Below are 18700 nucleotides of genomic sequence, written 5' to 3' on the forward strand. Positions count from 1 at the left end.
GGGATTACGATGCTTTACTTAATTAGACACGGCCAAACAGATTGGAATAAAAACAAACTTATTCAAGGGCATGCTGATATTCCGCTCAACGAAGCGGGAAAGCAACAAGCTAAACGCGTAGCGGAACGTTTTCGAGATATCCATATTGATGTAATCTATACAAGCGATTTGCTTCGTGCGCAGGAGACGGCTAGGGAAATTGCAGCAGCTGCTAAGGTAGAGAAAGTCGAGGTTTGTGAGCAGCTGCGTGAGCGCTCTTTTGGAGAACTAGAATCAAAAAACGTAGAAGTTCTGCATGAGCTTGTGCCAAACTATGCGACAAATTGGGGAGAAAAACCTTTATATAATATCGAAACACTCGAAGCGGCTCAAGAACGGATGGTTCGGCGGTTAACGGAAATTATGAAGAAGTCTATCGGAAAGAAAGTAGCAGTTGTTAGTCACGGAGCGGCAATTAATACATTCATTCATCATGTAACAAGCGGAGAACAAGGAACAGGGACTACTATTTTACAAAATACATCGATTACAACTTTTGCTTATGAAAGTGGAAAATGGCGTCTTGAAACGATCAATGATGCCAAACATCTTGAATAAATATACTTAAAGAGACTGTGGCAGTAATATTTTAGTTGAGGGAAAATCCGAACGATTAATCGTTCGGATTTTTTATGGTGATGGTGAACGTAGGTTTCATATATGTGAGTACTTCTAGCTGTTGATTGAAGGACAAGATGAAGACTCCTGCGGGAAAAGGGGAAGGGATGAGACCCCGCATATTAATTTTATATATAAATATTTATACAATTGATTTTAATAAAAATGCATAGTAAAATAAGTTTTATTACTATTCTATTAAAGCGTTTAGTATAACTGAATTTCCTAATATTGTTTAATAAGTAACTATATTTCGGAATAAGATTAATTGATTTGTATAATTTCAAGGAGGATGTAGTATGTCAAAAGATTGGAGTCACTTATTTGAAAGAATGCCTGAATTGCTAGCACCGACGATGGCTAAAGACCATCCGAATCTGCCCGTTGTGAAAGAAGAAGGATGCTATTATTATGGATTGGATGGTAAAGAATATCTCGATTTTACTTCCGGAATCGCTACGACAAATGTAGGACACAGACATCCGAAAGTAGTAAAAGCAATCAAAGACGGAGCAGATCAATTATTGCACGGTCCTTCAGGTGTTATTATGTACGAATCGATATTAAAGTTAGCCGATGAGTTAGGAAAAGTAACGCCGGGCAATCTAGACTGCTTTTTCTTTGGAAATAGTGGAACCGAAGCAATTGAAGGAGCCTTGAAATTAGCGAGACATGTCACAAAGCGTCCGTATGTTATTTCTTTTTTAGGGTGTTTTCATGGGCGATCGATGGGAGCTTTAAGTGTTACAACATCGAAAAGCAAATATAGACAATTTCAGCAGCCTTCGGGACTGACGTATCAAATTCCATATGCCAATCCAAAAGAGTGCCCTGCGGAGCTAGACAGCGATGTGTACTTTACTGAAAAGCTTGAAAAAGATTTTGAAGTACTCTTTAAGCACCAAGTCACGCCTGAAGAAGTGGCGGCCGTTATTTTGGAACCAGTATTAGGAGAAGGCGGCTATATTATTCCTCCGAAAAGTTGGATGAAGAAGTTGAGAGAGATTTGTGATCGTCACGGAATATTACTTATTTTTGATGAAGTGCAAACAGGATTTGGCCGTACCGGTGAATGGTTTGCTGGACAAACGTTTGATGTTGTACCAGATATTATGGCTATAGCAAAAGGAATTGCTTCTGGAATTCCGCTTAGTGCAACGGTAGCTTCTCAAGAATTAATGAAGCAGTGGCCCCTTGGCACACATAGTACGACATTTGGAGGAAATCCTATTGGATGTTCAGCAGCCCTTGCAACTCTTCAAGTGATGAAAGAAGAACAACTGCTGGATAACACAAGAAAAATGGGCGCTTATGCGTTAGAAAAGCTGTATCTTTTAAAGGACAAACATTCAGTTATTGGGGATATACGTGGTTTAGGACTTATGATTGGAATTGAAATTGTTAATCCGGATACGGGAGAAGGCGATGGAGACGCCTTATTTGAGATTCTGGACTTAGCTTTAGAAAAAGGTGTATTATTTTATTTTTGCGGAAATGCAAGTGAAGTTATTCGTATGGTACCTCCGCTTACTGTAACAAAAGAACAGATAGATGCCGGCATTCGTATGCTAGATGAGGCTATTACTTCTTTTGAGAAAAAGTCAGCTGTAAAAGCGTGATAAAAAAATATAAAAAATTTATATATTTGTAACCTAGTTGTCATAGTAATGGTAGCGATATCATAGTTTTAGAGGGAAAACAATTTTCTGAAAAGTAGTTGACATCTGTTTGTGCAGCATGTAACATAATATTTATCTTATCAACAATTATCAACAAAATTCGACAAACTTCTTATCAAGAGAGGTGGAGGGATAGGCCCTTTGAAACCTCGGCAACGGACTTTATAGAACCGTGCTAACTCCCACAAGCAGTGCTTGAAAGATGAGAAGAGACCAGGTTTACTAACAATTGTGATCCCAACCTCTTCTTACAGGCACTTAGACACTGTAAGTGGAGGTTTTAATTTTATGACAAGAAGATGACATTTAGATAAAAAACAGCAGGTGAAATTACCTGCTGTTTTTATATGCTGTAAAATGATAAATAACCTACCAGAATTCCTAGTAAAAGTACTCCAATTGTAATACCAACAATCCACCACATCATTTTTTTCATTATTTATTCCTCTTTATCAATTAACTATAGCTGTTGATCCGCCTGAAGCGCCGGAAGCTGTACCGTAAGCAGTTTGTCTTTTAATTCCGGCATTTTTAGCTGCAATTTTCCACTGCCAGTCAATTCGCCCGTACGCTCGATTATTTTGCACCCAAGATTTTGAACTCTTTTTTGAAATAGACACAAGGGGGTTTACATTTTTCGTGACGACGCCTCGTACACTTTTGACTGAAGTCACCGATGAGTTTTTCGTGTAATAGTCTACATACACCGTTAGTTTTGTTGTTGTAAATCCAGCCGCTTTATAAGAAGCCGTATACGCTGCTGTTTTGAATAAAGGTGAAGCCGTTCTTGCTCCGTATGCTGCTGTACTTGCAGCTTCGACCGTGCCGCTGGTCTCTTCAATATCCATTTTGAACAGAGATGGATCCTTTAGTGATTGTACAACTTTTTGTTTTTGCTGACGCGACAGTTTTGAAAATTCATACAGTGAACTTTTATCACTTTGCGCTTTCAAGAACTGCGTGTAAGAAGCAACCGTTAAATGTGCAGGTTTTTCGCTAGCCACAACAGAGTTTGGAACGACCAATAGACATAATAATGCACTTATCAGAAAAAAAGAAAAAAACGTTCTTTTTGTAGCCATATTTATATAAATCCTTTCTAGTATTCTATCTTTATAAATAGATAAGAAGTAATTTATCGTTTTGAAGAAGGACTGTGTGCTGACATATTAACTGTCATCACGACACGAGCTTGCTGTACAGATTTCATAAAACATTCGTATAGAGAAGCGAATACTTTGTCTACATCTCCTTCTAAAGCTGTTGCAAAAGGCACGGTTTCGGCAAATACTCCCTGTTGTTTAACTGCGCCAATTCCGCTTTTGATGATGTCTACATAATGCGGCGTATCTAATGGATACAAAGAGAATTGAGTGGATACAGGGAACGAAGCACAAAGCTGTTGGTTTGAAGACATGTTTTCTTTTTGTTTTATTTTTCTTTCTTCGAAATATTCTTCGTGCTGCCCTGTTGAAAACGTGGCATTCAGCACAATATGCTTTCCTGATTTTCCAGCACTTTTATAAACGGCTTGCACAACTTCAAATACGTCTTTTGCAGTTCCTTCAATAAACGTACTAACACGGTCCGTTTTTCGCTGAACTTTAGACATATCCACTTCGTTTAGTGCGCCTAAAATAATATCGATAAAGTTATCACTCATAACAGAAAGCGTAAAACGACAGCCAACATTTATTTTTTCCAAGTTAATCACCCCTAAAATATAGATTTGTAGTTTTTTAATCATACAAATCATAAAATAACTTTTCTGTTTTGTATAGAAACAGAAGATAGATTCTTTATTTTTAGGAAATATTACATAGAAGAAACGAAAATAAATTGCATAACATGAAAAATAAGGGTGTTAAGAAAAGTCACATAACGAAAAAGGATAAAAAAACAATGTTAGAACTTCTGACAAAAAGCTGGTATATAGACTGAAAACACCATATTATAAATACAAGATCACATTATTCTCCTGCGATTTCGTATAACCTCTTGAAAAAGGGACTTGGGATTTTATCATAAATCCAACCTCCTAGCTGTATAATCAGCTAGGAATTTTTTTTACCCAAACTCTCTATCGCGCATGAGGTTACCTACACTTATTCAACTCAGAGCATACATCATATATATATATAAGATCAGTGTAAGAAAGATTGCTTGAAGATGTTAGTGTTCGGCTTGAGCTAGAAATAGATAGATGTTACGAAAGAGGGGAAAGAAGGTATGACGCACACATTAATTAAAAATGCAGAGATTATTACGATGAATGAGAAGAATGATATTATTTACGGTGACCTTTATATTGTTGGAAATCGTATTGCAGCCATCGGGAAAAACCTGCATCCGGAAAAGGTAGATAAAGTCATTGACGCAGCAAATAAAACGATTGTGCCGGGCTTTATACATACTCATATTCATTTATGTCAAACGCTTTTTAGAGGGCAAGCAGATGATTTAGAGCTGTTAGACTGGCTAAAGAAGAAAATATGGCCGCTTGAAGCTTCACATGATGAAGAATCTATCTATTATTCAGCCCTGTTAGGGATCGGCGAACTCATTCAAAGCGGGACTACAACAATTGTAGATATGGAAACTGTTCATCATACGGACTCTGCTTTTCAAGCTATATCTCAAAGTGGAATCCGAGCTCTTGCAGGAAAAGTAATGATGGATAAAAAAGGCGATGATCTGCCAAAAGCTCTGCAGGAGACAACGGCTGACTCGATCAAAGAAAGTGTAGAGCTGCTTGAAAAATGGCATAATTCAAATAACGGCCGTATTCGATACGCATTCTCCCCAAGATTTGTGCTGTCGTGTACGGAAGATTTGCTGCGTGAAGTAAGCCATTTATCAGATGCATATAATGTTCATGTACATACTCATGCTTCTGAGAATCAAGAAGAAATTCGCATCGTAGAAGCTGAAACGGGTATGAGAAATATCATGTACTTAGATCATTTAGGATTAGCCAATGAACGCCTTATTTTAGCGCACTGTGTGTGGCTAAATGATCAAGAAAAGCAAATTATTAAAAATCAAGGAGTAAAAGTTAGTCATTGCCCAGGCTCAAACTTAAAACTTGCATCGGGAATCGCAGATGTGCCCGGTTTATTAGAGCAAGGTGTATTTTTAAGTCTTGGGGCTGACGGTGCTCCTTGTAATAATAATTTGGATATGTTCAACGAAATGAGGCTGGCCGCTACGATTCATAAACCCTCGCACGGACCAACGGCCATGAATGCAAAGCACGTGCTAGAAATGGCTACAATCGGCGGAGCGAAAGCAGTCGGGCTTGAAAAAGAAATTGGAAGTTTAGAGGTCGGGAAAAAAGCAGATCTTGCTATTTTAAATTTAAATCAGCTTCATACCTTTCCGTCTTACGGCGTAGACCCCATTTCCAGAGTGGTGTATTCGGCAACGCGAGGAGATGTAGAACTAACGATGGTTGATGGAGAAATTGTGATGGAAAATCGAGTGTTAAAAACCATTGACCAAGGAATTGTGCTGAAAGAAGCAAATCATTCGATTGATCGTCTTTTAAAAAGAATTCCACTTTTGATTTCATAAGATGTAAAACAAAGAAGAGGCTGGAATAAAAGTATTTTAACAAAAGTAAAACTCGAATTAGTAATCAGAGTATTGATTACTAATTCGAGTTTTTTGTTGTCAAGGTGAACGTAGGTTTCATCTGGTTAGTTGCTTCTAGCTGTTGATTGGAGGACAAGGCGTAGACTCCTGCGGGAAAAGCGGAAGGGATGAGGCCCCGCAGGAGCGCAAGCAACGAGGAGGCTCATCGGCCGCCCGCGGAAAGCGAAGCCTTGTACGGAAATTAACAGCGGTGTAATAGCAGCCTAGATTGTTTATTCCATTTATTTGTCTTGAGAATGGATTGATTTAGTTATGTCTCAATCTCTTTTTTGTATAAATGAGTAAAAAGAGCACTCTTGCAACAGACTAAAAAGATAAGAGAAATAAATTTTCAAAATTCCAAACTAACGGAAGATAAAAATTTTTATAATGATAGCGTTTTCTGCCTTTGCATATCTACAAATTAAGACTATAATAGGACAAAAGATTTTACTTTGCAACGTAAAATCCTCCTAAATCGTGTCTTTTTTAGGACATTTGAATAGGTAGGATTTTTTATTTTTTTTAGAAGTAGGGAGGCGCGCGTGTTGGAGCGTAACGGAATATTAGAGCGCTTGTTTAAACTATCAGAGCGCAACACAACACCAAAACAAGAAATACTAGCAGGACTTACAACTTTTATGACGGTCAGTTATATGGTAATTGTCAATCCCATTATCATGTCTGACGCGGGTATCCCCCGAGAAGCGGCTCTTGCAGCTACCATTTATGCCATTGTATTTAGTACGTTACTGATGGCCCTATGGGCAAATTTCCCGATTGTAACCGGTCCAGGGATGGGTTTAAATGCGTTTTTTACGTATTCAGTAGTATTAGGGCAAGGATTGTCATGGCAAACGGCACTTGGAGCAGTTTTTATATCCGGGGTCTTATTTTTTGTTTTAACGGTAACAGGAATACGCGGAAAGATTATTGATGCCATTCCGAACGTATTAAAGTCTTCCATAGCAGTTGGAATTGGTCTTTTTGTTGCGTTTATCGGTTTGAAAAACGCTGGATTAGTTGTGGCAAACGAGTCTACTTTTGTAGGGCTTGGAAATGTCATGGATAAAGGTCCCTTACTGGCTATTTTTGGGCTGATATTAGCAGCTGTACTGATGGCTAAAAATGTAAAAGGCGCTCTCATTATAAGTATTTTTGCTACGACAATATTAGCGATGATTGTAGGAGTACAAGCGGTTCCTCATTCCCTGAAAGACGTCTTTTCCGCTACGCCGCCAAGCGTTGGAGAAACATTTTTTCAAATGGATTTAAAGGGCGCAGTTGCCTACGGCATTTTTTCAGTTGTATTTTCTTTCACCATCGTAGAATTATTTGATACGCTAGCGACATTGATTGGACTATCTAAAAAAGCAAACTTAGTAGATAAAAACGGTAAAATTCCAGGTTTAAATCGCGCGCTTGCAGCGGATTCAATCGGTACAATGGCGAGTGCTATTTTTGGAAGCACTGCGTTAAATACGTATATTGAAAATGCAACAGGTATTGCAGAAGGAGGGCGTACCGGCTTAAAGGCATTAACGGTTGCCATCTTATTTATATTTACCTTGTTTTTTGCACCGCTCATTCAATTTATCCCAAGCGTTGCTACTGCTCCAGCACTCATTATTATTGGTTCGCTTATGCTAAGTGACATTCGAAACGTTAACTTCGACGACTTTACCGAAGTTGTTCCCGCTTTCTTAACAATTGTCATGATGCCGTTAACCTACAGCATTGCAGAAGGTTTAGCATTCGGCTTCATTTCATACACAGCGATTAAACTGTTTACAGGACGCCGTCGCGAAATTCATTGGATGATGTATGTAATCACCATTGCCTTTTTTATCAATTTTTATATGAGTTCGCATTAGGGATGAAAAAAGACGTAGCATTAAGCTACGTCTTTTTTTGTAAAGGCTTTTTAAGGGAACGAATTTTTATTTCATTAAGGTTGATAAATGTCCCAAGCTGTTTTTAATGAATCAACGATATAGTTAGCTACTTCTTCAATATCTAAATTATCAGTTTCAACTTTCGAATGGTGATTGGAATAGATAGCTTGACGATCGTAAAATAGCTTTTCAATATCTTCTAAGCTTCTTCCTTGTAAAACAGGGCGGCTATCAATAATTAAACTAATGCGTTCTTTCCAAGAATCCCAAGATAAATCTAAAAAGAATACGATGCAGTTAGATAAACAAATCTCTTGAATTTCTTCTTGTAAAAAAGCGCCTCCCCCTAAAGAAATGATTTTTAAACGCTGCTGTGAAAGTCGATTTATTACTTCTTTTTCTTTTTGTCTGAAGAAAGTTTCACCGTGCTCTTTAAAAATCTGAGAAGTAGGCATATTAAATTCTCTTTCGATTTCTTGATCTATATCAACAAAATCTCTATACAATTTTTTGGCAACCATTTCTCCAATAGTTGTTTTTCCTACCCCCATAAAGCCGATAAATACAATACTTTTCTCTCTAAGAGATATGTCGTTATATGCCATTTTTAAGCCTCTTTCTGATTTTTAAATACAAATCGGATGTTATAGTAAATACTGAAATTATAATATAAATCCTTTAGTTTGTAAAAGCTACTATTCTTCTCTGAAATAAATCGGAAATTATTTTTTAGGGTGCATTGAAAGATAAACACGAGTATCTTTTTTGCGCTCATATTTTGGATTAGCGCTTCGCGTATATTCTTTTGACTGATGTTCTATATGGTAGTTCTGTTCAAATTGTTTGATTGCTTCATTAATTTCTTCTTGTGTTCCCATTAATCTTACTTGCAGCATGTAACGTCTCCTTCCATATACTTTGCTTTTTGACTATATCATGAAATGAAAAAGAAGTAATTTTATTTTTGTTGACGAACCTGTATATACAGGTTAGAATAAAAACATAAAACTTGTATATACAGGTTTGCGGTGAGATTTATATGGGGGATAGGAAATACAGGAATAAAATGAAAGCGGAAACAAGGGGGAAAAGACATGAATCGAGAATCTGTTGAGCGCATTGTAGAAGCCGTTGGCGGAAAAGAAAATATCTCTGCTGCAACGCATTGTGTAACGCGTCTTCGACTTGTTTTAAAAGATGAAGGTAAAGTCAATCAACGTATGCTAGATGAGCACGAATTAGTAAAAGGATCTTTTTCTACAAACGGCCAGTTTCAAGTTGTTATTGGTCAAGGCACGGTGGATAAAGTATATAAAGAAATGGTGACGCTTACAGGTATAGGCGAACTATCTAAAGAAGAAGTGAAAAACGAAGCGGCTAAAAACTTAAATCCGCTGCAGCGCGCAATAAAAACATTAGCTGATATTTTCATTCCTATTTTACCGGCCATCGTAACCGCGGGTTTATTGATGGGAATCAATAATGTACTAACAGGAGCCGGAATTTTTTACGATGATAAATCAATCGTAGATGTTCATACACAGTGGAAAGACTTCGCAAGCATGATTAATTTAATTGCGAATACGGCTTTTGCCTTTTTGCCAGCTCTTATTGGGTGGTCAGCTGTTACGCGTTTTGGAGGAAGCCCTTTATTTGGAATTGTCCTTGGGCTCATGCTCGTACACCCTGATTTGCTAAATGCATGGTCTTACGGAGAAGCATTAAAAAAAGGAAGCATCGATACGTGGAATTTATTTGGCCTGCATGTTGAGAAAGTCGGCTATCAAGGACAGGTTTTACCTGTATTAGCTGCTTCATTCGTCTTGGCAAAAATCGAATTGTTTTTACGAAAACGAATACCGGATGGTTTTCAACTTTTGATTGTAGCGCCTGTAGCTCTTTTAGTCACAGGGTTTCTCGCTTTTATTGTGATTGGTCCAATTACATTTGCAATAGGAAATGTTATTACAGGTGCAGTTGTATGGCTGTTTAAAACGGCTCCATTTATTGGAGGGCTTGTGTACGGAGGCTTATATGCTCCTCTTGTTATTACAGGCATGCACCATACATTTTTAGCCGTAGATTTACAGCTGATTGGAAGCGTGGGAAGTACGTTTTTATGGCCAATGGTAGCATTATCGAATATTGCACAAGGCTCTGCGGCTTTTGCGATAATGATTCTTTCAAAAAATGATGAGAAATTAAAAGGATTGTCTTTAACGTCAGGGATTTCAGCGTGGCTTGGTATTACGGAGCCTGCAATGTTTGGTGTAAATCTACGCTTTAGATTTGCTTTTATTTCTGCAGTGATTGGTTCTGCTATTGCTGGTGTCGTCATATCCGTTGCGGGAGTAAAAGCAGCATCGGTGGGAATCGGTGGTATCCCTGCTCCGTTATCAATTGTTCCACAGAGCTGGTCAGCTTTTATTATTGGAATGATCATCGTAATTGTGGTGCCGTTTCTTTTAACGTTAACGCTTGGAAAGCTTCAGAAAAAATCAACCGTTACATCAACTGTCGCGGCTACAGAATCGTTTCAACATAATTCAAAGAATTAAATGGTGGTGTTAAAAATGCAAGAACCTTGGTGGAAAAAATCGGTTGTCTATCAAATTTATCCTAAAAGCTTTTACGATACGACCGGCAACGGCGTGGGTGATATAGCTGGGATTATTGAAAAGCTAGATTATTTGAAAAAGCTTGGCGTAGACGTAGTGTGGCTAACGCCAATTTATAAATCGCCGCAGCGGGATAATGGATATGATATAAGTGATTATTTTGTTATTCAAGAAGAATACGGAACAATGGAGGACTTCGATCGTTTAATAACAGAAGCGCATAAGCGGGATCTTAAAATCATCATGGATATTGTCGTTAATCATACGTCAACTGAACATGAATGGTTTCAAGAAGCTAAAAAATCGAAAGATAACCCGTACAGAGATTTTTATATTTGGAAAGATCAAAAAGAAGATGGAAGTGCTCCGACGAATTGGGTTTCAAAATTTGGAGGTTCGGCGTGGGAGCATGATAAGCTGACAGAACAATCGTATCTGCATTTGTTTGATGTCACGCAAGCGGATTTGAACTGGGAAAATGAGCGTGTGCGCCGCAGCGTATACGATATGATGACGTTTTGGTTTGAAAAAGGAGTAGATGGATTTCGTCTGGACGTTATTAACTTAATTTCAAAAGATCAGCGCTTTTTAGATGATGATGGTTCTATCGCGTCAGGAGATGGACGGAAATTTTATACCGACGGTCCTCGCGTTCACGAATATATGCGAGAAATGAATCAAGAAGTTTTTTCAAAATACGATAGCATGACCGTTGGGGAAATGTCGTCGACAACTGTTGACCACTGTATTCAATATTCTCATCCGGACCGGGGCGAGCTTAGCATGACGTTTAATTTTCATCATTTGAAAGTCGATTACCCAAACGGAGAAAAGTGGGCGCTAGCAGATTTTGATTTTATTAAATTAAAAGAGATTTTATCAACTTGGCAAACCGAAATGAATAAAGGAGGGGGCTGGAATGCACTATTTTGGTGCAACCATGATCAGCCTCGCGTTGTTTCACGCTATGGAAACGATGAACTCTATCATAATAAATCTGCTAAAATGCTCGCTGCAACAATTCATCTGATGCAGGGAACACCTTATATTTATCAAGGGGAAGAAATAGGTATGACAAACCCGAAATTTTCCTCTATTGATGAATATAGAGATGTGGAGTCATTAAATGTGTATGAGATAAAACGTGCACAAGGAATGGACGAAACTGAAATTTTGGAGATTTTAAAACATAAATCAAGAGACAATTCCCGTACACCGGTGCAATGGAGCGATGAGCCAAGTGCAGGTTTTACAAAAGGAAAGCCGTGGATTAATCCGGCTGATAACTACCGTGAAATTAATGTGGAAAAAGCACTAGATGATAAAGATTCGATTTTTTACTTTTATCAAAAGCTTATTGCACTACGCAAGCAGTACGAGATTATCACCTATGGAAACTATGAATTGATTCTTGGAGAAGACGAGCAGATTTTCGCTTATATCCGAAATGGAGCAGACGAAAAGCTGCTCGTGATAAATAATTTCTACGGCAGCGAGACGATTTTTGAACTGCCAGAAGATATAACTTTTGAAGGATATCATAGTGAAATATTGCTGTCTAACTACGAAGATTCATCAAAGGAATTCAAGCGAGTCTTACTTCGGCCGTATGAATCAATCGTGTATCATTTAAAAAAATAGAGAAAAAAGTAAAAAGAACGATGGGTGACAATCTATCGTTCTTTTTATACAATTGGGTATATATAGAAAGTAAAATAGGTGATGGCAATTGAAAGAAAATAAATTTATCAGCATTTACGAACAGTTAGTCGATAAAATTAAACGTGGTGACTGGCGTCCTAATACAAAACTTCCTTCTGAAAATGAGCTTGTTGAACAGTATCAAACGTCTCGTGAAACGATACGGAAAGCGTTAAATTTACTTTCACAAAATGGATACATTCAAAAAATGAAAGGAAAAGGTTCTTTTGTATTAGACGTATCACGCTTTGATTTTCCAGTATCAGGACTTGTTAGCTTCAAAGAAGTGGCGGAAAAGCTAGGACATACATCGACTACTATTGTAGAAGAATTTGAATTAGTCAAGGCCGATCAAGATCTGTGCACACAGCTTGGGGTGACAAAAAAAGATCTCATATGGAAAGTAATTCGAGCACGTGAAATCGATGGAGAAAAAATTATTTTAGATAAAGATTTTTTTCATAAAAAGTATGTTCCTCACCTCACAAAAGACATATGTAAAGGCTCTATTTATGAATACTTAGAAAAAGATCTTGGGCTAAAAATCAGCTTTGCTAAAAAAGAAATTTCCGTTGACGAGCTGACGGACGAAGATAAATGTTACTTAGATTTGAAAGACTATGAACATATTGTGGTAGTAAGAAACTATGTGTATCTAGAAGATGCAAGCCTTTTTCAATATACGGAATCACGTCATCGTCTTGATAAATTCCGTTTTGTAGATTTTGCTCGCAGAGGTGTATAATGTTCTACTCCCTATGAATGTATAGATACTTACACAAAAAACTGCTTTGGTATAAGAAACAAAGCAGTTTTTTTATGTAAAAAATTGAAAAAGCATCATCCTTTTGACGATAAAATTTTAAAAAGGTTGAATTTTTCTTTAGAATTTGTTTTAGTAGAACATAAAATTATTTTATATTTGTATAATGTTATTCATACAGAATAGGGGTTTAGTGTTCTTTTTTTTATTAGATATATAAGAAATTGTTATTTGAAAATGATAATTTCATTAGTAATTCTAATAAAGGTATTTATCTACAGCATTAAAGAGAGCTGCTCAAACAATACTAAGTAAAAAAGGAGGAGACGGAATGAGTAACGATTATCGACTTTATCCTCTTGGTGACAGCGGCATTGTCGTTTCATTTGGAGACGAAATTAATTTTGGCATACATAAACGCATTCAGCAGTTTACTCAGGTACTAGAGCAATCATTATGTAAGGGAATGATTGAATATGTGCCGGCTTTTACAACAGTTACAATCTATTATGATCCTTGGATAATGAGTGAAAAAGGAAGAAGAAATCCTTACACAGCAATATCTACATATATTGAAGAACTGCTTTCCCATCAGGAAGAAAAATCTGAAGCGGTCGCTAGACAAATTGACATTCCGGTGTGCTACGGAGGAAAGTACGGACCGGATTTAGAGAAAGTAGCTGCTTTTCATTCCTTAACGCCTGATGAAGTTATCTCCATTCATACGAGTGGAGAATATTTGGTGTATATGATAGGTTTTGCTCCTGGTTTTCCTTACTTGGGAGGGATGAGCGAAGAAATTGCGACTCCAAGAAAAGAATCACCGAGAAGCAGCATACCAAAAGGGTCAGTTGGCATTGCAGGAATGCAAACCGGCGTGTACCCAATTGAGACACCTGGAGGATGGCAGTTAATCGGGCGTACTCCTCTTACACTATTTAACCCAAAAAAAGATTCGCCAAGCTTGCTTCAAGCAGGTGATCGTATCCGATTTGTTTCCATTTCTGAAACGGAATATGAAGCCCAAAAGGAGGTGGATGAAGATGAGTATTAAAGTGATACGTCCCGGTTTATTAACAACGATTCAAGATATCGGCAGACATGGATATCAAAAGGACGGCATGATTGTCAGCGGGGCAATGGACAAAGTTGCTTTAAGGATTGCTAACTTATTAGTAGGAAATCAAGAAAATCAGCCGGTTATTGAAATTACGTTAATGGGACCAAAAATTGAATTTCAGCAAGATGCTTTGATTGCCCTGACAGGAGGGGATTTATCGCCAACTGTTAATGGTGAAGCTGTAAAGATGTGGCGGCCTTTATATGTGAAAAAAGGGAGCGTGCTACAGTTTGGTGTTCCGACTTTAGGGTGCCGTTCTTATTTATCGGTTTCCGGTGCTTTTAATGTTCCAGCAGTTATGGGAAGTACATCTACTTCACTTCGCGCTCGGATAGGCGGGCTGCATGGTAAAGCATTACAGTCAGGAGACGAAGTATTAAGCCATCCTCCTACAGAAACAGGGGAAGCAATTATAAAAAAACTGGTGAAAAAGCAAACGGACCGCTCTTTTCAGCAGGCTTTTTGGACGATTCATCCTAAACTTATTCCTTCATACGAGACGCCTATTATCCGCACGATGAAGGGTGCGGAATTTGATTGGTTTACAAAAGAAAGTCAACAACATTTCTTTAATCAAGAATTTGACGTTACCCCTCAATCTGACCGCATGGGCTATAGGCTAAAAGGGAAGAAACTAGTCCTTGGTCAAGAAAAAGAGCTGCTCTCTAGCGCTGTGACGTTCGGTACGATTCAAGTACCAAAAGAAGGACAGCCCATTGTTTTATTAGCAGATCATCAAACCACAGGAGGATATCCTAGAATCGGACAGGTAGCAACTGCAGATTTTTCAGCGCTTGCGCAAATTTCTCCAGGGAAAAAGGTTTCTTTTCAAGCAATTTCACTGGATGAAGCGCAGCATTTATATATGGAGCAGGAAAAGAAAATAAATCATATTAAAAGAGCACTTCGAATGAAAATATAAGGAGAGAAGAAGATGGCTACTGTTGATTTGAACTGTGACTTAGGAGAGAGCTTTGGGAACTATAGATTAGGAAATGATAAAGAAATTTTACGCTATGTAACGTCAGCAAATATTGCCTGCGGCTTTCATGCCGGAGATCCTTCGGTTATGAGAGAAACAGTAAAGCTGGCTTTGAGTGAAAATGTGGCGATTGGCGCGCACCCCGGATTGCAAGATTTAGCTGGATTTGGACGTAGATATATGAAAATTACGCCTCGAGAAGCTTATGATTTAATGGTGTATCAAATGGGGGCTCTTTCAGCTTTTATATGTGCAGAAGGAGGGACCCTTCATCATGTGAAACCTCATGGTGCTTTATATAATATGGCTGCAGGGAATCGAGACATAGCTAAAGCTATTGCTGAGGCTGTTTATAATGTTGGTGAGGAAGCTATTCTATATGGTTTGGCTGGAAGTGAATTGATTAAAGCTGGAAACGAAATGGGATTGCGTACGTCTCAGGAAGTATTTGCAGATCGAACCTATCAACAGAACGGCATGCTGACGCCGAGAAACGTTGAAAACGCCGTGATTCAAGATGAAGAAACGGCTATTTCTCAAGTAATTAAAATGGTCAAAGAAAAGAAAGTATTTACTGTGCAAAATGAAGAGATTTCCATTCAAGCAGATACCGTTTGTATTCATGGAGACGGTGCACATGCTGTTGAATTTGCCAAAGCTATTTGTGACAAGCTAAAAGAAGAACAAATTATTATTCAACCACAATGAGGTGACATCATGAAAAAAGAACGCAACTGGAGCGTGCTGCTCGGCGCAGCATTTTTAATGGCTACTTCAGCAGTGGGTCCGGGTTTTTTAACTCAAACAACGGTCTTTACACAAGCTCTCGCCGCAAGTTTTGGTTTTGTCATTTTACTGTCGATTTTATTAGACATTGGCGTTCAGCTAAACGTATGGCGTATTATTGCCGTTTCAGAAAAAAGAGCACAGGATATCGCTAACACTGTTTTGCCAGGTCTCGGCTTATTTATTGCTATTCTAATTGTAATTGGAGGCTTAGCATTTAATATTGGAAACGTAGGAGGAGCGGGTCTTGGCTTTAATGCGCTATTTGGTATTTCTCCTAAAGCGGGTGCAGTCATTACAGCCATCATTTCTATCGCAATCTTTTTAGTCAAAGAAGCCGGAAAATTAATGGATCGTTTTGCTCAATTAATGGGCGGAATATTAATTGTTTTAATGGTGTATGTTGCAGTTTCTTCCGCTCCTCCATTAGGAGAAGCAGTATCTAAAACATTTTGGCCGGATCACATTGACGTAATGGCGATTGTTACTCTTGTAGGAGGAACAGTAGGAGGATATATTACATTTGCAGGAGGTCACCGTTTATTAGATGCAGGAATCAAAGGAAAAGCCGCGATTCCTGAAGTAACAAGAGGAGCAGTATCCGGTATTACCATTGCTTCGATCATTCGAATTTTTCTATTTTTAGCGACATTAGGTGTGTTGAGTCAAGGGTTAAAACTGAATCCTGATAATCCACCTGCCTCTGTTTTTCAGTTAGCCGCAGGAGATATTGGCTATAAATTATTCGGTGTCGTCATGGCAGCAGCGGCTATCACTTCAGTTATTGGTTCGGCATATACATCGGTTTCCTTTATTAAATCCTTCAGTAAAAGGATTGAGAAATATGAAAACTGGATTATCATTGCATTTATTACAATTTCAACCCTGGTTTTCTTAACGATTGGTCAGCCGGTCACGCTGCTCATTTTAGCTGGAGCATTAAATGGGTTAATCTTACCTATTACACTCGGTACAATGCTTATTGCGGCGTATAAAAAGAAGATAGTAGGCGATTACAAGCATCCGACTTGGCTTACCGTTTTTGGCGGTTTTGTGGTCGTTATTATGGCTGTGCTAGGAGTCTATACGCTTGTGACTCAAATGGCAAAACTGTGGTAAGGAATTCTATAACCAATTAAAAAAGGGCCAGAAGGCCCTTTTTTAATTGGCTATAGGCAATACATATAAAATGATTGCTAAAAAGTGGAGTACGGTTCCGCCAAGAACAAACATATGCCAAATCATATGATGAAAACGAAATCCTCGCCATACGTAAAAAACGGCCCCGATTGTATACAATACGCCTCCAACTACGAGAAGGACAATTCCTTGATGGGCAATGTTTTGAGTTAACGAATCCCAAGCAAATACAATCATCCATCCCATAAATACGTAAAGAATAGTGGAAATAAAAAGGAATTTCTTCACAAAAAAAGCTTTGAATACAATTCCTGCAAGAGCGATGCCCCATACAATTCCAAAAAGTGTCCAGCCGGTGGTTCCTTTAACTGCGATAAATAAAAATGGCGTGTACGTCCCGGCAATGAACAAATAAATAGAAGAGTGGTCAAATATCTCAAAAAGATCTTTTACCTTACCTTCCGGAAAACTATGGACAAGCGTAGAGGAGACATAGAGAAGCAGCATGGTTACTCCGTAAATAGTAAAACTGATAACATGCCAAGGCGTTCCTTCTAACGAAGAAAGTACGATTAAAAGCGTTAATCCAACAATGCTGAGTACGGCTCCAATGCCGTGTGTAATCGCATTTGCAATTTCTTCTCCTCTTGTAAATGTGTGTGTAGTAGCCATTTACAAAATCCTTTCTTTACACAAATTTGTCTTCTATTTTCTCAGAGGATCAGTTTTGAACATACCTGCTGAGAAAAAATCCGTGACTGTCAAAAACATGAGTGAAAAGTTCATTGGTTATTTCTTTATTATAGACCATTCTTTTGATTTTATCTATTTTGACTGGAGGTTCGAAAAGAGGAGAGATGTATATGTGAATGTTCACTAGCTGTAAAAAGCATGTATAGAAGAAAAAAATGCTTTTTGAAAAAATGGCTGAAAAGTTGTCATGAAGGCATGATTTTGAAATACATATAAAATAAAACTTTTAACAGTCAAGGTTACGATTACTGCTTAGCTCATTTGCAATAGATAAGTAACAAGATTGTAAGAAGGCAGGGGGATGGAAGCAGTGAAAAAAGAAGTTATTTTTGATGAAACAGGCACATACAAATACTCTCTATTATGCAAATGGAGTGAAGTGAACGAACGTAAACTTACGTTTGTCTTGTCATTTCCAGAAAATACGTATGAATACAGCGACGATACAGCTATATCCAAATGTATAGAACTGGCGCAAAAGTGGGGATTTGGAGTCTTAGAAATCGTTTATTTATTCAGCTATCAAACCGATCATGTTTCGTTTTTACGCATGCTTTCAAAGGAAGAAGCTGTTGGAACAAGAACAGGTGAGTATATTCAAAAAGCAGTGGAAGATGCTGAACTGGTTGTGGTAGCTTGGGGTGATCATGGAAGCATTTATAACCGGCAAGAGGAAGTAGAACGCTTTTTGAAACACAAGCCGGTATACTGTTTTGGAAAAACGAAGCAGCAATTCCCTCGCCATATTTTATCCGTCGTGCACCGTACAGAATTACAGAAATACGAAGTGCCGGCTAATCGTGAAGAGTCAGAAGAAGTTTCTTCGTTTATTGAAGACATAGATCAAAGTTTTGGTGGAGAGGATTATTCTCCAATTAAACAACTAACAGAAGAAGAACCGCTTATGTTTATTGAAGACATTGCCAGTATGTATCGATAAAGAGAAAAAGCGAGGTTTATATTCCTCGCTTTT

18 protein-coding genes and 1 riboswitch are annotated in these 18700 nt (G+C 38.1%); of the genes, 13 read left to right on the top strand and 5 right to left on the bottom strand.

The window, feature by feature from the left end:
- Nucleotides 1–9 precede the first annotated feature (9 nt).
- Together AC2YJL_RS19975 and AC2YJL_RS19980 are read left to right on the top strand one after the other, a co-directional pair.
- Nucleotides 10–597, top strand: coding sequence for a histidine phosphatase family protein (locus tag AC2YJL_RS19975; RefSeq protein WP_195695232.1), 588 nt, complete (start codon nucleotides 10–12; stop codon nucleotides 595–597).
- Nucleotides 598–956: 359 nt separating this feature from the next.
- Nucleotides 957–2276: an aspartate aminotransferase family protein gene (locus tag AC2YJL_RS19980; RefSeq protein ID WP_251567256.1), complete on the top strand. Its 1320-nt coding sequence runs from the start codon at nucleotides 957–959 to the stop codon at nucleotides 2274–2276.
- Nucleotides 2277–2445: 169 nt separating this feature from the next.
- Nucleotides 2446–2545, top strand: a riboswitch (SAM riboswitch).
- A gap of 243 nt (nucleotides 2546–2788) precedes the next feature.
- Here the strand turns inward: AC2YJL_RS19980 and AC2YJL_RS19985 are convergent.
- Together AC2YJL_RS19985 and AC2YJL_RS19990 are read right to left on the bottom strand one after the other, a co-directional pair.
- On the bottom strand, nucleotides 2789–3418 hold the full coding sequence (locus AC2YJL_RS19985; protein WP_195695230.1) for a hypothetical protein: 630 nt from the start codon (nucleotides 3416–3418) through the stop codon (nucleotides 2789–2791).
- A 53-nt stretch (nucleotides 3419–3471) separates the two neighbouring features.
- Nucleotides 3472–4041 (bottom strand): YkoF family thiamine/hydroxymethylpyrimidine-binding protein, encoded by a 570-nt coding sequence (locus AC2YJL_RS19990; protein ID WP_230931880.1) that lies wholly within the window; start codon nucleotides 4039–4041, stop codon nucleotides 3472–3474.
- A gap of 524 nt (nucleotides 4042–4565) precedes the next feature.
- Here AC2YJL_RS19990 and AC2YJL_RS19995 point away from each other — a divergent pair.
- The 3 genes from AC2YJL_RS19995 (at nucleotide 4566) to AC2YJL_RS20005 (ending at nucleotide 7843) form a co-directional block, all read left to right on the top strand.
- Entirely contained in the window at nucleotides 4566–5909 is a 1344-nt protein-coding gene (locus AC2YJL_RS19995) for a 5'-deoxyadenosine deaminase (protein ID WP_230931881.1), read from the top strand.
- A 142-nt stretch (nucleotides 5910–6051) separates the two neighbouring features.
- Nucleotides 6052–6186, top strand: coding sequence for a hypothetical protein (locus AC2YJL_RS20000; protein ID WP_285852682.1), 135 nt, complete (start codon nucleotides 6052–6054; stop codon nucleotides 6184–6186).
- A 331-nt stretch (nucleotides 6187–6517) separates the two neighbouring features.
- Nucleotides 6518–7843: an NCS2 family permease gene (locus tag AC2YJL_RS20005; RefSeq protein WP_028407655.1), complete on the top strand. Its 1326-nt coding sequence runs from the start codon at nucleotides 6518–6520 to the stop codon at nucleotides 7841–7843.
- 74 nt (nucleotides 7844–7917) lie between these two features.
- Here AC2YJL_RS20005 and AC2YJL_RS20010 read toward each other — a convergent pair whose 3' ends face one another.
- Together AC2YJL_RS20010 and AC2YJL_RS20015 are read right to left on the bottom strand one after the other, a co-directional pair.
- The gene (locus AC2YJL_RS20010; protein ID WP_025749688.1) at nucleotides 7918–8469 is read right to left on the bottom strand and encodes a shikimate kinase; all 552 of its coding nucleotides are present in this window, start codon (nucleotides 8467–8469) and stop codon (nucleotides 7918–7920) included.
- A 117-nt stretch (nucleotides 8470–8586) separates the two neighbouring features.
- Nucleotides 8587–8760: a YvzF family protein gene (locus tag AC2YJL_RS20015; protein ID WP_116742250.1), complete on the bottom strand. Its 174-nt coding sequence runs from the start codon at nucleotides 8758–8760 to the stop codon at nucleotides 8587–8589.
- Nucleotides 8761–8958: 198 nt separating this feature from the next.
- Here AC2YJL_RS20015 and treP point away from each other — a divergent pair, with 198 nt between their 5' ends.
- The 7 genes from treP to AC2YJL_RS20050 all read left to right on the top strand — a co-directional run bounded on the left by treP (nucleotide 8959) and on the right by AC2YJL_RS20050 (nucleotide 16953).
- A complete protein-coding gene (gene treP / locus AC2YJL_RS20020) occupies nucleotides 8959–10422 on the top strand; it encodes a PTS system trehalose-specific EIIBC component (protein ID WP_251567259.1) in 1464 nt (487 codons plus the stop codon).
- Between the two features lie 15 nt (nucleotides 10423–10437).
- The gene (treC, locus tag AC2YJL_RS20025) at nucleotides 10438–12123 is read left to right on the top strand and encodes an alpha,alpha-phosphotrehalase (RefSeq protein ID WP_251567262.1); all 1686 of its coding nucleotides are present in this window, start codon (nucleotides 10438–10440) and stop codon (nucleotides 12121–12123) included.
- Between the two features lie 88 nt (nucleotides 12124–12211).
- A complete protein-coding gene (gene treR / locus AC2YJL_RS20030) occupies nucleotides 12212–12928 on the top strand; it encodes a trehalose operon repressor (RefSeq protein ID WP_042992290.1) in 717 nt (238 codons plus the stop codon).
- 349 nt (nucleotides 12929–13277) lie between these two features.
- A complete protein-coding gene (gene pxpB / locus AC2YJL_RS20035; protein ID WP_230931884.1) occupies nucleotides 13278–14000 on the top strand; it encodes a 5-oxoprolinase subunit PxpB in 723 nt (240 codons plus the stop codon).
- The gene (locus tag AC2YJL_RS20040; protein ID WP_251567265.1) at nucleotides 13990–14988 is read left to right on the top strand and encodes a 5-oxoprolinase subunit C family protein; all 999 of its coding nucleotides are present in this window, start codon (nucleotides 13990–13992) and stop codon (nucleotides 14986–14988) included. Before pxpB ends, AC2YJL_RS20040 begins: the two co-directional genes overlap by 11 nt.
- 12 nt (nucleotides 14989–15000) lie before the next feature.
- On the top strand, nucleotides 15001–15756 hold the full coding sequence (locus AC2YJL_RS20045) for a LamB/YcsF family protein (protein WP_251567269.1): 756 nt from the start codon (nucleotides 15001–15003) through the stop codon (nucleotides 15754–15756).
- A 9-nt stretch (nucleotides 15757–15765) separates the two neighbouring features.
- Nucleotides 15766–16953 carry an NRAMP family divalent metal transporter gene (locus AC2YJL_RS20050; protein WP_230931887.1) on the top strand — a complete coding sequence of 396 codons (1188 nt, stop codon included), beginning with the start codon at nucleotides 15766–15768 and terminating at the stop codon, nucleotides 16951–16953.
- A gap of 42 nt (nucleotides 16954–16995) precedes the next feature.
- Here AC2YJL_RS20050 and trhA read toward each other — a convergent pair whose 3' ends face one another.
- Entirely contained in the window at nucleotides 16996–17646 is a 651-nt protein-coding gene (trhA, locus tag AC2YJL_RS20055) for a PAQR family membrane homeostasis protein TrhA (RefSeq protein ID WP_251567272.1), read from the bottom strand.
- A gap of 382 nt (nucleotides 17647–18028) precedes the next feature.
- On the opposite strand from trhA, the gene AC2YJL_RS20060 reads away from it, so the two are divergent.
- Nucleotides 18029–18667 carry a DUF1643 domain-containing protein gene (locus AC2YJL_RS20060; RefSeq protein ID WP_223260294.1) on the top strand — a complete coding sequence of 213 codons (639 nt, stop codon included), beginning with the start codon at nucleotides 18029–18031 and terminating at the stop codon, nucleotides 18665–18667.
- Nucleotides 18668–18700: the final 33 nt, after the last annotated feature.

The organism is Priestia sp. SRI_019, assembly GCF_057586255.1.

Bases quoted from the DNA above. Each gene is read 5' to 3' on its own strand.
- AC2YJL_RS20050 (WP_230931887.1), top strand. From the start codon at position 15,766: ATGAAAAAAGAACGCAACTGGAGCGTGCTGCTCGGCGCAGCATTTTTA.
- AC2YJL_RS20045 (WP_251567269.1), top strand. From the start codon at position 15,001: ATGGCTACTGTTGATTTGAACTGTGACTTAGGAGAGAGCTTTGGGAAC.
- treC (WP_251567262.1), top strand. From the start codon at position 10,438: ATGCAAGAACCTTGGTGGAAAAAATCGGTTGTCTATCAAATTTATCCT.
- AC2YJL_RS20015 (WP_116742250.1), bottom strand. From the start codon at position 8,760: ATGCTGCAAGTAAGATTAATGGGAACACAAGAAGAAATTAATGAAGCA.
- pxpB (WP_230931884.1), top strand. From the start codon at position 13,278: ATGAGTAACGATTATCGACTTTATCCTCTTGGTGACAGCGGCATTGTC.
- AC2YJL_RS20010 (WP_025749688.1), bottom strand. From the start codon at position 8,469: ATGGCATATAACGACATATCTCTTAGAGAGAAAAGTATTGTATTTATC.
- treP (WP_251567259.1), top strand. From the start codon at position 8,959: ATGAATCGAGAATCTGTTGAGCGCATTGTAGAAGCCGTTGGCGGAAAA.
- AC2YJL_RS19985 (WP_195695230.1), bottom strand. From the start codon at position 3,418: ATGGCTACAAAAAGAACGTTTTTTTCTTTTTTTCTGATAAGTGCATTA.
- AC2YJL_RS20060 (WP_223260294.1), top strand. From the start codon at position 18,029: ATGGAAGCAGTGAAAAAAGAAGTTATTTTTGATGAAACAGGCACATAC.
- trhA (WP_251567272.1), bottom strand. From the start codon at position 17,646: ATGGCTACTACACACACATTTACAAGAGGAGAAGAAATTGCAAATGCG.
- AC2YJL_RS20040 (WP_251567265.1), top strand. From the start codon at position 13,990: ATGAGTATTAAAGTGATACGTCCCGGTTTATTAACAACGATTCAAGAT.
- AC2YJL_RS19995 (WP_230931881.1), top strand. From the start codon at position 4,566: ATGACGCACACATTAATTAAAAATGCAGAGATTATTACGATGAATGAG.
- AC2YJL_RS19980 (WP_251567256.1), top strand. From the start codon at position 957: ATGTCAAAAGATTGGAGTCACTTATTTGAAAGAATGCCTGAATTGCTA.
- AC2YJL_RS19975 (WP_195695232.1), top strand. From the start codon at position 10: ATGCTTTACTTAATTAGACACGGCCAAACAGATTGGAATAAAAACAAA.